This window comes from Delftia sp. WSY_16 (assembly GCF_043104415.1).
GTDB classification, from domain to species: Bacteria; Pseudomonadota; Gammaproteobacteria; order Burkholderiales; family Burkholderiaceae_C; genus Comamonas; species Comamonas tsuruhatensis.
Genome location: NZ_JBICKS010000030.1, coordinates 124175 through 137903, shown reverse-complemented (window position 1 = coordinate 137903; position 13729 = coordinate 124175). Strand labels below are relative to the sequence as shown.

The window sequence follows — 13729 nt, the reverse complement described above, 5'->3', positions numbered from 1 at the left end:
GACCTGCCTGCACCTCAGCGCAGCGACAGCCCCGCCGACTGGATCGCGCGGGCGTAGCGCGGGCGCTCGCTTTGCAGGCTCTGGCCCAGGTCGGCTGGGGAGCCGCCCGCCACCTTGAAGCCCATGTGCTCCAGCTGCGCGCGCACATCGGGCGCCTGCAGCACGGTCTGCAGGTCGCGGTTGATCTTGGCGACGATGGGCGCAGGCGTGCCGGCCGGGGCGAAGTAGCCCTGCCAGCTTTCCACCGAGAAGCCGGGCACGCCGGCCTCGGCCATGGTGGGTACCTGGGGCAGGGCGTCGGAGCGGTAGGGCGTGGTCACGGCCAGGGCGCGCAGCTTGCCGGCGCGCACGTACTCGGTCACGGCGGCCAGCGTGATCAGCGTGGCGTCGGTATGGCCGCCCAGCACGTCCAGCGCGGCGGGGCCACCGCCCGGGTAGGGAATGTAGTTGACCTTGGCGCCCGTCTCCTGCGTGAGGATTTCATGCGCCACATGGGCAATGCCGCCATTGCCGGGCAGGCCCAGGCTGATGCTTTGCGGCTTGGCCTTGGCGCGGGCCAGATAGTCGCCCAGCGTGTTCAGGCCCGTGCCGGGGTTGACCACCAGCACCTGCGGATTGACCACGGCCTTGATGATGGGCGTGAAGGCCTTTTGCGTGTCGTAGGGCAGCTGGGCGAACAGCAGGCCGTTGAGCGTGAGGCCTTCGCCCTGCTGCAGCAGGGTGTAGCCGTCGGGCGCGGCCTTGGCCACCTTGGCCGCGCCGATGGTGCCGCTGGCCCCGGCCACGTTCTCCACCACCACCGACTGGCCCCACAGCGCGGCCAGCTTGTCGGCCAGCGTGCGCGTGAGCTTGTCGGCGCTGCCCCCGGGCGCCACGGGCACGATGATGCGCACCGGCTTGTTCGGAAAGCTTTCGGCCGAGGCCAGGGCCGCCGGCGCGTGCAGGGCCAGGGCGGAGAACAGGGGAAGCAGCAGCGCGCGCAGCGCAGACGGGGTGCGGATCATGGGAGTGCCGGAGTGCAGAGAGTCGATGCCCGCAGTCTGGGAGGCTCCTGGCGCGGCGTGAACTAAGCATTGCGGCTATGCATATGCGGCTGCCGCACAACGTGCGTCACGCTTGCGCCACGCATGCGCGCGCAGTGCCCAAAGCTCATATCCATATCTGCAATGCGTCGTTGGCGCCGGGGCGGGAGAGGCCTAACTTCGTGTCCTCCCGCGAACGTCCTCCCAGGCACTCCCATGACACAGACCCATCTCTCCATCGACTTCAGCGGCAGCGACGTGGCCAGCCGCCGCGCAGCCGCCATCACCGGCTTCATCGCCACGGCCCGGCGCCTGCTCCCCGATCCCGAGCGGGCCACGCCCGAGCAACTGCAGGCCGTGGCCCGCGAGCTGGAGGCGCTGGGCCTGCAGCGCGAACTGTTCCCGCACGCGCACTTTCCTGTCTCGGCCAGCAACCCGGCCCAGGTCTACCGGCTCAGCGAAGACCTGGGCGGGCGCTATGCGCTGTACCTTTCCACCGGCCTGCCGGGCAAGTCCCAGCCGCCGCATGACCACACCACCTGGGCCATCATCGCGGGCGTCGAAGGCGTGGAGCGCAACGTGTTCTTCACACGCGGCAAGACCGACGACCCGCTGCGCGACACCCTGGCGGTGGGCCGCAGCGTCGATGTGGGCAGCGGAACCTCGGTGGTGCTCACGCCCACCGACGTGCACACCATCGAGCTGATCGGCGAGGAACCCGGCCTGCACCTGCATTTCTACGGGCGCGGCCTGGAGCGCATGCCCGAGCGCGTGGTCTTCGAGAGCCTGGAGGGTGGCAGCTTCCGCACCTTCGGCCCGCCCAAGTCCATTCGCCATGCGCTGGTCACTCCCGCCGCTCTCCGGCAAGCGCTGGCCGATGGCGAGGAAATCGCCGTGCTCGACGTGCGCGAGGCCGGTGTCTTCGCGCACCGCCACATCCTGTTCGCGGCGCCGGCCCCGGCCTGGCGGCTGGAGCAGCTCATCGATCGCCTGGTGCCGCGCCGCGGCACGCGCATCGTGCTGGTGGATGGCGACGGCACGCTGGCCCATGAAGCCGCCGCCAAGCTCGTGCGCCTGGGCTGGCCCAACGTCTCCGTGCTCGAAGGCGGCACCGAAGGCTGGGCGGCCGAGGGGCTGGAAATCTTCAGCGGCACCAACGTGCCCAGCAAGGCCTTCGGCGAAGTCATCGAGCATGAAAAGCACACGCCCTGGATCACCTCGGACGAGCTGGGCGAGCGCGTGCAGCGCGGCGACAACATCGTCGTCGTCGACAGCCGCACGCCCGAGGAATTCGCGGCCTTCAGCCTGCCCTTTGCCCTGAGCGTGCCGGGGGCCGAACTGGTCTACCGCATCGGCGAAATCGCCCCGGACCCGCAAACCCTGGTCGTCGTCAACTGCGCGGGCCGCACGCGCTCCATCGTGGGCGCTCAGACCCTGATCGACGCCGGCATCCCCAACCAGGTCGTCTCGCTGCGCAACGGCACCATGGACTGGCTGCTCACCGGCCGCAGGCTGGCCCATGGCCGCCGCACCCCGCTGCCCGAGCCCGGCGCCATCGCCCTGGCCACCGCACGCGAGCGCGCAGCCAGCGTGGCACAGCGCGCGGGCGTGCAATCCATTGATGCGGCCGAACTGGCCCGCTTCGAGTCCGAAGCCACCGAACGCACGCTCTACCGCTTCGACGTGCGCACCCGCGAGGAATACCAGGCCGGCCACCTGCCCGGCTGGCGTTGGGCGCCGGGCGGCCAACTCGTGCAGGCCACCGACGAGTACGCGGCCACGCGCGGCGCACGCATCGTGCTGGCCGACTGGGACGGCGTGCGCGCCCTCACCACCGGCGCCTGGCTGGCCCAACTGGGCTGGGAAGTCTTCACCTACGTTCCGCCCACGCTGGCCACCCTGGAGGTCGGCGCCGAACCCGTGCGCGTGCTCGCCTCCCACGCGCCTGCGCCCCAGCTGTCCGTGCAGCAGGCGCAGGAACTGCTGGGCGAAGGCCGCGCCATCGTCTTCGACGTGGACAGCCGGCCCGCCTTCGAGAAGCAGCACATCGCCGGTGCGCGCTTTGCCGTGCCTGATCGTCTGCCCTCCTTCGTGCAGGCCCTGCCGCCAGCGCAGGTCGTGGTGCTGACCTCGCCGGACGGCGTGCTGGCCCGTAGCGTGGCGGCCGAACTGGCGGCGCGTACGGGGCGCGATGTGCGCTCCGTCGTCGGCGGCACTTCTGCCTGGGCTGCTGCCGGGCTGCCGCTGGGGCAGGGGGATGCGGATGTGCTGACGGGGGATGATGACCAGTGGTACAGCCCTTATGCGCATCGGGATCTGGGGTTGAGGGATGCGGGGTTTCGGGCTTATCTGGATTGGGAGTTGGGGTTGGTTGAGCAGTTGGAGCGGGATGGGTGGGCTGCTGGGATTCGGCTGGTGCCTGCTGTTTGAGGTGAGGCTGGCTCTTGGTCTGCTTTTGCCCCTGCCGGGTGGTTGTTTTTCGAGGCCGGGTTTCGGCCCGGCGGCCGACCTACTTTCTTATCGCGCGACCGGAGTGCCGGCCATAAGAAAGTAGGCAAAGAAGCGCGCCCCGAACTGCCCACGACCCTTCGCTTCGCTGCGGGCGACCTGCGTTGGGCGGGATGCGGGGTGTGCCGCAGAACTCGCTGCGCGCTGGCGCGCTTCGCTCAAACAACTGCGGCGAGTCAGATGACGAAGCAGCCCTGTCCTTCGGCAGGGCTGCCACCCCGCATCCCGCCCAACGCAGGCGTGGGCAGAAGGGGGGAGGCTGAGGGACAGCCAACAGCCAACAGCCAACAGCCAACAGCCGAACGCCAAAAATGCAAACAGCCGATGCGCCATTGTTGCGCTCGGCTGTTTTTCGTGGGCTGAGGCTACTGCTTCAGACCTCGGGTTTGGCGGTGTTGCGCAGAAGATAGATCTCGTCTTCCACGTAGGTGGCCAGCCGCTCTGCACTGTGCTGAATGGTGCGCAAGGCGTTGGTCACCACGTCGGTATCGCGCATGCCGTCGGGCGATAGCAACCACGCCTGGGCAAGCTGGGAGATGGAAGAGACCTCGTTGCAGCTCATCTGGACCATTCGGTTCACCTCGGTGATGGAGAAGTTCAACTGCGTGGTTCTGGCGCTGGTGGATCGTGTTTCCTGCTTCATGGCCTGACCCTCCGTGTGATGGTGAGGGTTGCGAGGCTTATGGACGCTGTATGCATGGTTGCGTGCTCCGTATTCAGACGAGACAAGGCCTCTCTGATGGGGAGGCCAGCACCAGCTGCGATCGGTGTTCTTACGCACCAGCCCCTGAACAGGGGGCCGGTCGAAATGATAGAGGCTTTGGACGACAAGCGCGCTCAAAAAAAGGCCGAGCGAAGCGACGGCCCGTCACAACTCCCCGTATGTCAGCGCCTGCGGCGTGGTGGTTGCGGGGTTGCAGTCCTGCCGAAGGACAGGACTGCTTCGTGATCTGACTCGCTGCGGTTGTCTGAGCGGCGCGCGAAGCGCAAAGCGAGTTCCGCAGCGAACCCCGCAACCGCCACGACGCAGGTTGCCCCGCAGCGAAGCGAAGGGGTCGCGGACATTCGGGTCGCCTTTGCTTTGCCTACTTTCCTTTGGCGAAACAAAGGAAAGTAGGTCGGCCGCCGGGCCGAGACCCGGCCTCGAAAAGAAACCCCCCGGCAGGGCCAGAACCAGCAAGCGCAGCAAACGCAGCAAACGCAGCAAACGCAGCAGCGCCCAAAAATCTCAGGCAGCCAACCTGAACCGCTCCACCACCCCCCCAAACCCCCTCTCCAGATCCGCAATCAAATCCAAAGGATCCTCCAGCCCCACATGCAGCCGCACCACAGGCGCAGTCCCCGTCCACACACTGTGCTCCCGCAACCGCTCAGGCTGCGCCACCAGCGCCAGGCTCTCGTACCCGCCCCAGGAAGCCCCCTGCGCAAACTGCCGCAACGAGTCAACGAACACGGCGCCGGCACCGGCGTCCACCCCTTCGGCAAACGCGAATGACACCAGCCCGCTGGCCCCGCTGAAGTCCCGCTTCCACAGCGCATGGCCGGGATCGGATGGCAGGGCCGGGTAGAAGACGCGGCCGACCTGGGGCTGCTGCTCCAGCCACTGCGCGATTTCGGTGGCGTGGCGCTGGTGCTGGGCCAGGCGCACGGGCAGGGTGCGCAGGCCGCGCAGTGCCAGGTAGGCGTCGTCGGCGCCTATGGTCAGGCCCAGGGCCTCGTAGGCGGTGGATATCTTTTTGGACAGCGCGGGGCCGTCGGTGATGACGATGCCCTGCATCACGTCCGAGTGGCCGGCGATGTACTTGGTCGCGGCCTGGATGGAGAGGTTGGCGCCGTGCTCCAGGGGCTGGTAGAACCAGCCGCCGCTCCAGGTGTTGTCGGTAGCCACGGCAATGCCGTGCTGGCGTGCCACGGCGGCCAGGGCGGGCAGGTCCAGCACCTCGTAGAGCAGGGAGCTGGGCGATTCCAGGTAGACCAGGCGGGTGTTGGGGCGGATCTTGCCGGCCAGATCGTCGCGCGAGGGCGAGAAGTACTCCAGCGTGATGCCCAGGCGCTGCAGCAAGGTGGCGTCCACGCGGCGCACGGGCGAGTAGACGCTGTCGGCCACCAGGGCATGGTCGCCGGGCGAGAGCAGGGCGATGAGCACCAGGGTGATGGCGGACAGGCCCGAGGGCGTGAGAAATGCGCGGTGCCCGCCCTCCAGCGCGACCACGGCGTCTTCCAGCGCGCGGTGCGTGTCCAGGCCGTGGCGGCCGTAGGAGGCCACGCGCTCGCCGGCCTCGCGGCGGTGGTGCAGGTCGGCGTAGGCGGCGCTGTCGGCAAAGCGCACGGTGCTGGTGCGCACCACGGGCACGTTGACGGGGCCGGAGCCGCCCTGCAGCGGCGGCGTGCCTGCGTGCAGCAGGCGGGTCGACGGGCCCAGGGGCCGTTGCTTGTCTTGGGGGGTGCTCATGCCACGGCCTCGCTGGGACGGAAGTAGGCGGCGTTGTAGTTCTTGACTTCGCCGGTGTCGGGGTCGATGGCCACGCGGCCGCTCAGGGTTTCCAGCGGCTGGCCGTAGAGATGGAAGTGCAGCGTGGGCTGCTCGCCCACGACGGCAATGCTGTGGATGTCATCGGGCAGGAAGGCGATGGAGGCGCCCGGCTGCACGGTGAATTCGCGCGCCAGGTGGATGCTGGCGCGTGCGGGGTCGCTGCGGTCGTCCGTGCGTTCGTAGAGGCGGTTGAGTTCCTGGCCTTCGACGGCAACGATCACGGCCCAGGTCGTGTGGTTGTGCGGGGCCGTGGTCTTGCCGGGGTTGATGGAGTTCAGGTACAGGGCCAGGCCCGCATCGCCATCGGCCGGGTTGAGGCGGTAGCGCGTGGAGGCGCCCACGCCTTCGGTCTGCGCGGGCGGGGGAAAGTCCGCGCGGCTGAACAAGGCCTTGTGCTCGGCCAGCTGCTCCAGGCGTGAGGTGATGGCCGACAGGGTGCTGCGGTCGGGCGCGCCGGCCTGCAGCAGCTGGCGCACGTCGGCCAGGGCGGCATCCACGGCCTGGCGCCGCCGGGCGGCGGTGTCTGTATGGGTGTCTGTATCTGCGCCTGTGCCGGCCGGGGTTTCAGTCTTTGTTTCTGCGGTCATGGGGATGTGCTCCTGAAGGTGGGGGATCAAAGGGCAAAGCGCAGGCTGTTGAAGGGCAGCGGCGTTGTGGCCGGGGCGGCTGGCGCAGGCCTGGACCGTGCACCATCGCCCAGGGCGCGCTGCAGGAATTCGCGCGTGCGCTCGCTGCGCGGGCTGCCGAAGATCTGGGCGGCCGGGCCGTGCTCGACAATGCGGCCGGCCTCGGTGAAATAGACCTGGTCGCTGACCTCTTCGGCAAAGCGCATTTCGTGCGTGACCAGCACGCAGGTCATGCCGTCCCTGACCAGGTCGCGGATCACGGTCAGCACCTCGCCCACGGTCTCGGGGTCCAGGGCCGAGGTCACTTCGTCGAACAAAATCAGCTCGGGCCGCATGGCCAGGGCACGCGCAATGGCCACGCGCTGCTGCTGGCCGCCGGACAGCTCGCCGGGGTAGGCGGATTCCTTGTGGTCCAGGCGCACCTTCTGCAGCAGGGCGCGGGCCTCGCGCTCGGCCGTGGCGCGGTCGCGGCCGACCACGCGCGTGGGGGCGATGACCAGGTTCTCCAGCACCGACAGATGGGGGAACAGGTTGTACTGCTGGAAGACGAAGCCCACGCGCTTGCGCAGGGCGATCAGCTCGGCCTCGGTGCGCAACTGGTCCACGCGCGTGCCCGCCACCGAGATGGCGCCGCGCTGGGGCCGCAGCAGGCCGGTGATGCAGCGCAGGATGGTGGACTTGCCCGAGCCCGAGGGCCCGATGATGGTCACCGCCTCGCCGCGCCGCACCTGCACGTCGATGCCCTGGAGCACCTGGTTGTCGCCAAAGGACAGGTGTACATCCTGCAGTTGGACCAGTGCGGGCGCCGTGCCTGCTGGGGCATCGGCAGTGGCGAGTTGGGAGAGAAAGGAGTCAGTGGCGTTCATGGCGTCGCTCCAGGGCGCGGGTGGCGCGGGCAATCGGATAGCAATAGGCGAAAAACAGCGCGAGCAGCGTGAAGTACACAAGGATGGTGAAGTCCGTGCGTGCCACGGTGTTGCTGGCGATCTGGGCGGTGTCTACCACGTCGTGCACGCCCACCAGCGAGGCCAGCGAGGTGCTCATGGTGATGCTGGCGTAGAGGTTCATCCACGGCGGCAGCATGCGGCGCACGCACTGCGGCAGCACGATGAGGCGGAAGATCTCGCTGCGGCGAAAGGCCAGCGACTGGGCTGCCTCCCACTGCGCGCTGGGAATGGACTGGATGGCGCCCCGGAAGATCTCGGCCACGTTGGCGCTGGTGGGCAGGGCCAGGCCCAGCACCACCTTGACCCAGTCGGGGAACGGAAAGGTCCAGCCCACCAGCTTCAGCTCGAACGGGAACACATAGGTGGTGAAGTAGATGAGCACCAGGATGGGCGCATTGCGAAACAGCTGCACATACCAGCGCACGCCCGTGCGCACGGCCGGCGTGGGCGACAGCGACAGGGCGCCCAGCACCAGGCCGGCCACGGTGCCGATGGCCACGGCCAGCACGCTGATCTCGATGTTGACCAGGAGGCCGCGCAGCAGCGCGGGCAGCCATTTCGACAGGTGCACGAAGGCGGGCGGGGCGCTGTCCGTGGCGGCCCAGCAGGCGCACAGGGCCAGCAGTGCGGTGCCTGCGATCAGCCAGGGGCTGCGCGCCGCGCGCAGCAGGGCGGCAGGCAGCGGGCGGGGCGCGGCGCCGGGGTTCAGGGTGGCTTCATTGGCCATAGCCGGGCATCCTCAGGTGTTGTTCCAGCCAGCGGCCCGCCAGGCTGACCAGCCAGGTCAGCAGGCCGAACCACAGCAGGATGAGCAGCAGCAGCTCCAGCACGTTGTCGCGCTGCGACCAGATCATGATGGACTCGTAGGTCACGTCGCCCACGGCGATGGCCGAGGCCACGGCCGTCATCTTCACCAGGTCCACCAGGTTGTTGGTCAGCGAGGGCAGGGCAAAGCGCACGGCCAGCGGCAGCTGCACGCGCACCAGCAGCTGGCGCTGCGAAAAGCCCAGCGAGCGTGCCGCCTCCAGCGTGGTGGCGGGCACGGCCTCGATGCCGGCGCGCAGCGCCTCGGCATGGAACACGCCCTTGTGCAGCGAGACCACGATCACCACCCAGACAAAGGGCGTGAGCGGGTTGTTGCCCGCGCCCCAGTCGCGCAGCTGCTGGGTGATCAGCATGTTGAGCACCAGGAAGGCGCAGTACAGCTGCACCAGCGTGGGCGTGTTGCGCGTGACCTCCACAAAGGCGCGCGCAGGCCGTGCCAGCCAGGCGCGGCCCGAGGTCAGGGCCGCCGCCAGCGCCACGCCGGCCGCCAGGCTGCCGGCAATGGTCAGCAGGGCCAGCTGCACGGTCACGAACATGCCGCGCACAAAGGCCTGGCGCTCGGCCACGTCCAGCACGAAGGCGTAGTTCAGGCCCAGGCCCTTGAGCGCTTGCACGCCCTGGGCAAGCAGGCTGTCGTTCATGGCACGGCCTCCAGGGCGGCCGGCTGTGCATGCGCTTGCGCTTGTGCAGCGGGGTCTTTCAGCGCGGCCACGGCGCGTGCAATGCGGGCCGTGGCCTCGACCAGCACCTCGTCGCTGGCGGCCGTGGAGATGCGGAAGTAGGGCGACAGTCCGTAGGCCCTGCCATCCACGGCAGCCACGCCTTCGGACTCCAGCAGCCATTCGGTCAGGTCGGTGTCGCTGGCGATGGGCTGGCCGTCCGGGCGCAGGTGGCCTATCAGCGCGCCGCAGTGCACAAAGGCAAAGAACGATCCGCCCGGCGGCAGCAGGGCCAGGCCCGGCACCTGGTCCAGCGCCTGGGTGACCCGTTGCGCGCGCCGCGCATAGGCGTTGCGGGCCTGCTGCACAAAGCTCTGGTCGGGCGACTGCAGCGCCGCCGCGGCTGCGGCCTGGGCCACGGAATTGGGGCCCGACGAGGCCTGCGACTGGATCACCACCATGGCCTGCACCAGCGCGGCCGGGCCTGCGCCCCAGCCGATGCGCCAGCCGGTCATGGCATAGGTCTTGGAGACGCCGTTGACCAGCAGCGTGCGCTCGCGCAGGTCGGGGGCCACGGCCAGCCAGTGCGCGGGGGCCTGGGGCGTGAACCAGATGTGCTCGTACAGCTCGTCGAGCAGCACCAGCACCTGCGGATGAAGGCGCAGCACCTGGGCCAGGGCGGCCAGTTCCTCGCGGCTGTAGACGGCGCCCGAGGGGTTGCCCGGCGTGTTCAGCACCAGCCAGCGCGTGCGCGGCGTGATGGCGGCCTGCAGCACGGCTGGCGTGAGCTTGAAGCCCTGCTCAATGCCGCAGTCCACGATGACCGGCGTGCCGTCGTTCACGCGCACGATGTCGGGAAACGAAGGCCAGTACGGCGCGGGCACGATGACCTCGTCGCCCGCATCCAGCGTGGCCGCCAGCGCGTTGTAGATCACCTGCTTGCCGCCGTTGCTGACGATGATCTGCCCGGCGTCGAAGTCCAGACCGTTCTCGCGCCGGTACTTGGCGCTGATGGCCTGGCGCAGCGCGGCCGTGCCGGGCGTGGGCGTGTACTTGGTTTCGCCACGGGCCAGGGCCGCGATGGCGGCCTGCTTGATGGGCTCGGGCGTGTCGAAATCGGGCTCGCCCGTGGTCAGCGCAATGATGTCGCGGCCCTGGCGGGCCAGGGCCGTGGCCCGCGCGCTGGCCGCGGCATTGGGCGAGAGCCTGACGCGCTGCACGCGCTGCGAAAGGGGAAAAGGCGTGGTCATGGCGTGGGGCCTTCCTGGAATGCGGCGGCTGGCGTTGGAGAAACCTGCGGCAAGTCGTGCGGCAAATCGTCCGGCAGGGCTTGCAGCACCTTGCCGGGATTGAGCAGGCCCAGCGGGTCGAAGGCCTGCTTGAGACGCCGCATGAGCTGCAGCTCCACGGCGCTCTTGTAGCGGGGCAGCAGGTCGCGCTTGGTCTGGCCCACGCCGTGCTCGGCGCTGATGGAGCCGCCATGGGCGTGCACGCTGTCGTGCACCACCTCGTGGATGGCGTCTTCCTGGGCAAACAGTTGCGCGGGCGTGCTGTCCGGCGCGTGCGACACGTTGTAGTGCAGGTTGCCGTCGCCCAGGTGCCCGAAGGCCACGGGCCGCACGGCGCCAAAGCGCGCCTGCAGCAGCGCGGCCGTGGCCGCAAGAAAGTCGGGGAAGCGCGAGATGGGCACCGACACGTCGTGCTTGATGTTGCGGCCGTCGCGCCGCTGGGCCTCGCCCAGGGCCTGGTCGCGCAGCCGCCACAGGGCCTGGCTTTGCTGCAGGCTCTCGGCAATGGCGGCATCGGTGACCAGGCCGTCCTCGAAGGCCTGGCCCACCACGCACTCGAAGCGCTGGCGCGCATGGTCCTCGCCCTCGCTGTCGGACAGCTCGATCAGCGCAAACCAGGGCGCCTTGAGCGCCAGCGGTATCGGCTGCTCGGGCACATGGCGGGCTATCAGGCCCAGGGCCGTGTCCGACATCAGCTCGAACGCCGTCAGGCTGGCGCCGAAGCCCGCCCGCGCCTGGCTGAGGAAGGCCACCGCATCGCGTATGCAGCCAAAGGCCAGCAGGGCCGTGTGCTGGGCGCGGGGCAGCGGATGCAGGCGCAGCGTGGCCGCCGTGATGATGCCCAGCGTGCCTTCGCTGCCCACGTACAGGTCGCGCAGCGCATAGCCGGTGTTGTCCTTGCGCAGCCCGCGCAGGCCGTCCCAGATGTCGCCCTCGGCCGTCACCACTTCCAGGCCCAGCACCAGCTCGCGCGCGTTGCCGTAGCGCAGCACCTGGGTGCCGCCCGCGTTGGTGGACAGGTTGCCGCCAATGGTGCAGCTGCCCTCGGAGCCCAGGCTGAGGGGAAACAGCCGGTCCGCATCGCGCGCTGCCTGCTGCACATGGGCCAGCACGGCGCCGGCTTCCACGGTCAGGGTGTCGTTGTCGGTGTCTATGGCGCGCACGCGGTTCAGGCGCGCCAGCGACAGCAGCACGGCGTGGCCCGAGGCGTCGGGCGTGGCGCCGCCCATCAGCCCGGTGTTGCCGCCCTGGGCCACGATGGGCGTGCGGTGGGCGCGGCACAGGCGCACCAGCTGCGCCACCTGGGCCGTGTCGGCGGGCCGTGCCACGGCCAGGGCCTGGCCCGTGAGGCGGCCATGCTGGTCGGTCAGGTAGCCGGCCGCATCGGCACCTGTGAGCACATGGGCGTCGCCCAGGGCGTGGCGCAGCGCGGTGATGAGGTCGGCGGGGCCGGTGATGTGGCCGCTGGTGCTGGTGCGGGTGCTGGTGCTGGTGTGGGTGCTCATGCGGGCGCCTTCCTGAACTTGTCGCGCAGCTGGTGCAGCAGCGGCGTGGGCGTCATGCCGTTGCGCTGCTCCACCTCGATCAGCCAGCCCGTGCGGTGCCAGTCCTGCACGATGCGGTCGATGGCCGCCTGCGTGTCGGACTCGCCCTTGCGCAGCCAGATCACCGAGGGCGAGGGAATGATGTCCGCGGGCGAGACGATCTCGTAGTCCTTCCAGTCCGCATTGCTGGCCACGAGTTCGCGCAGCGTGGGGCTGACATGCACGGCGGCCGCGCAGTTGCCGCCCTTGAGGGCCAGCAGCGACTCGGGCTGGCCCCGGAAGGCCTTGATCTGGGCGCCGTATTGATCGGCCAGCGGCTTGGTGAAATTGCTGCCCTGCGACACGCACACGGGCTTGCCGCGCAGGTCGTCCCACTGGCGCACGCCGCTGCCCTTCTTGGCGATGCCGGCGCCGCCGACTTCCTCGAACGGCGTGGGCACGAAGGACAGGATCTCGCTGCGCTCCTGCGTCCACTGCATGTTGGCGATCAGGATGTCCACCTTGCCCTGCTGCAGGAACTGCACGCGGTTGGACGGCTGGACCTGCACGGTCTCCACTCCCACGCCCAGGCCCTTGGCCACGCCTTCGGACAGCTGCACGTTGTAGCCCACGTGCCTTTGCGTGACGGGGTCGATGGTGCCGAACGGCGGCCCCGAAAGCATCACGCCCACCACGATCTTGCCGCGCTGCTTGATGCGGTCCAGCGTGGCGTCGGCATGGGCTGCCAGGGCCGTGAGGGCGAGCAGGGCCGCCAGTGCGGTGCGAGTCGGCTTCATGGCTTGGCTCCCTTGACGGCGGCCTGGGTTGCCTGCGCATCGGCTTGTGCTGCCGCATACACCGCGAAGTCGTAGGGCGCGCGGTCGAACTGGCCCTTCAGCGCGCGCTCGTGGCGCTCGGCGATCCAGGTGTCGGGCACGCCGCTGGCGCGGGCCACCTTGAGCAGAAAGCCCGTGCGGTGCCAGTCCTGGATGGCCTTGTCCACGAAGGCTTGGGTGTCGGCCTCGCCGCGGCGCGTCCACACCACGGTGGGCGAGGGAATCAACTGGTCCTGCGTGCCCAGCTCGAAGTCCTTCCACTCGGCTGCATTCGGGCCGGTGAGCTTTTCATAAAGGGCGGGCTGGATATGGACCGAAGCCGCGCAGGTGCCGCCCTTGAGCGCCAGCAGCGACTCGGGAATGCCGCGCAGGCCCTTGACCACGGCGCCATAGCTCTCGGCCAGGGGCTTGGCGAAGTTGCTGCCCTGCGACACGCAGGCCACCTTGCCGCGCAGGTCTTCCCAGCGCTTGATGCCGCTGGCCTTGGCCACCAGGGCGCCGCCGCCGATCAGGTCATAGGGCGTGGGCGCGAACGAGAGGATCTCGCTGCGCTCCTGCGTCCACTGGATGTTGGCGATCAACAGGTCCACCTTGCCGCTTTGCAGGAACTGCACGCGCGTGGAGGCCGTCACGGGAACCGTCTCCAGCGGCACGCCCAGGCGGCGCGCGATGTCGGCGGCCAGCTCGGACTGGTAGCCGCCGGTCTTGCCGGTGGCGGGGTCCAGCACGCCGAACGGCGGGCTGGCGCCATCAATGCCCACGGACAGCTTGCCGCGTTGCTTGATCTTGTCCAGCGTGGCATCGGCGTGGGCGGCGCCGGCGCCCAGCAGCAGGGCCAGGGCGGCGGCAAGGGGAGGAAGAAGGCGGGGCATGCGTGAATCCATCAGGGAACGGAAGGCCCGGCCCCGTCTTGCGGGGCCTGGGCCTGGGTGGTCGGGAAAAAAGTAGGGGTGGACCGCCG

General features: G+C 69.4%; 12 protein-coding genes. 1 reads left to right on the top strand and 11 read right to left on the bottom strand.

The genetic code is table 11. From position 1 onward, the window contains the following. Positions 1–14: 14 nt before the first annotated feature. Positions 15–1004 (bottom strand): tripartite tricarboxylate transporter substrate binding protein, encoded by a 990-nt coding sequence (locus tag ACF8O7_RS16045; protein ID WP_343740567.1) that lies wholly within the window; start codon positions 1002–1004, stop codon positions 15–17. Between the two features lie 234 nt (positions 1005–1238). Here ACF8O7_RS16045 and ACF8O7_RS16040 point away from each other — a divergent pair, with 234 nt between their 5' ends. Then, entirely contained in the window at positions 1239–3452 is a 2214-nt protein-coding gene (locus ACF8O7_RS16040) for a rhodanese-like domain-containing protein (protein WP_392443806.1), read from the top strand. A 451-nt stretch (positions 3453–3903) separates the two neighbouring features. Here the strand turns inward: ACF8O7_RS16040 and ACF8O7_RS16035 are convergent, their stop codons facing one another. From ACF8O7_RS16035 to ACF8O7_RS15990, 10 genes are all read right to left on the bottom strand, one after another. Beyond that, on the bottom strand, positions 3904–4173 hold the full coding sequence (locus tag ACF8O7_RS16035) for a hypothetical protein (protein ID WP_252653424.1): 270 nt from the start codon (positions 4171–4173) through the stop codon (positions 3904–3906). 585 nt (positions 4174–4758) lie between these two features. Then, positions 4759–5982: a cystathionine beta-lyase gene (gene metC / locus ACF8O7_RS16030; protein ID WP_043823873.1), complete on the bottom strand. Its 1224-nt coding sequence runs from the start codon at positions 5980–5982 to the stop codon at positions 4759–4761. Next, positions 5979–6650 (bottom strand): cysteine dioxygenase, encoded by a 672-nt coding sequence (locus tag ACF8O7_RS16025; protein ID WP_392443804.1) that lies wholly within the window; start codon positions 6648–6650, stop codon positions 5979–5981. Before ACF8O7_RS16025 ends, metC begins: the two co-directional genes overlap by 4 nt. Positions 6651–6676: 26 nt before the next feature. Beyond that, on the bottom strand, positions 6677–7555 hold the full coding sequence (locus tag ACF8O7_RS16020) for an amino acid ABC transporter ATP-binding protein (protein ID WP_392443802.1): 879 nt from the start codon (positions 7553–7555) through the stop codon (positions 6677–6679). Beyond that, a complete protein-coding gene (locus ACF8O7_RS16015) occupies positions 7542–8363 on the bottom strand; it encodes an amino acid ABC transporter permease (RefSeq protein WP_392443800.1) in 822 nt (273 codons plus the stop codon). The genes ACF8O7_RS16020 and ACF8O7_RS16015 overlap by 14 nt, the downstream gene beginning before the upstream one ends. After that, positions 8353–9102 (bottom strand): amino acid ABC transporter permease, encoded by a 750-nt coding sequence (locus ACF8O7_RS16010; protein ID WP_013800583.1) that lies wholly within the window; start codon positions 9100–9102, stop codon positions 8353–8355. The genes ACF8O7_RS16015 and ACF8O7_RS16010 overlap by 11 nt, the downstream gene beginning before the upstream one ends. After that, positions 9099–10370, bottom strand: coding sequence for an aminotransferase class I/II-fold pyridoxal phosphate-dependent enzyme (locus ACF8O7_RS16005; RefSeq protein ID WP_392443798.1), 1272 nt, complete (start codon positions 10368–10370; stop codon positions 9099–9101). The genes ACF8O7_RS16010 and ACF8O7_RS16005 overlap by 4 nt, the downstream gene beginning before the upstream one ends. Continuing rightward, entirely contained in the window at positions 10367–11914 is a 1548-nt protein-coding gene (locus ACF8O7_RS16000; protein WP_392443796.1) for an FAD-binding oxidoreductase, read from the bottom strand. The genes ACF8O7_RS16005 and ACF8O7_RS16000 overlap by 4 nt, the downstream gene beginning before the upstream one ends. After that, positions 11911–12729: a transporter substrate-binding domain-containing protein gene (locus tag ACF8O7_RS15995; protein WP_392443794.1), complete on the bottom strand. Its 819-nt coding sequence runs from the start codon at positions 12727–12729 to the stop codon at positions 11911–11913. Before ACF8O7_RS15995 ends, ACF8O7_RS16000 begins: the two co-directional genes overlap by 4 nt. Continuing rightward, positions 12726–13640: a transporter substrate-binding domain-containing protein gene (locus ACF8O7_RS15990; protein WP_392443792.1), complete on the bottom strand. Its 915-nt coding sequence runs from the start codon at positions 13638–13640 to the stop codon at positions 12726–12728. Before ACF8O7_RS15990 ends, ACF8O7_RS15995 begins: the two co-directional genes overlap by 4 nt. Positions 13641–13729 lie beyond the last annotated feature (89 nt).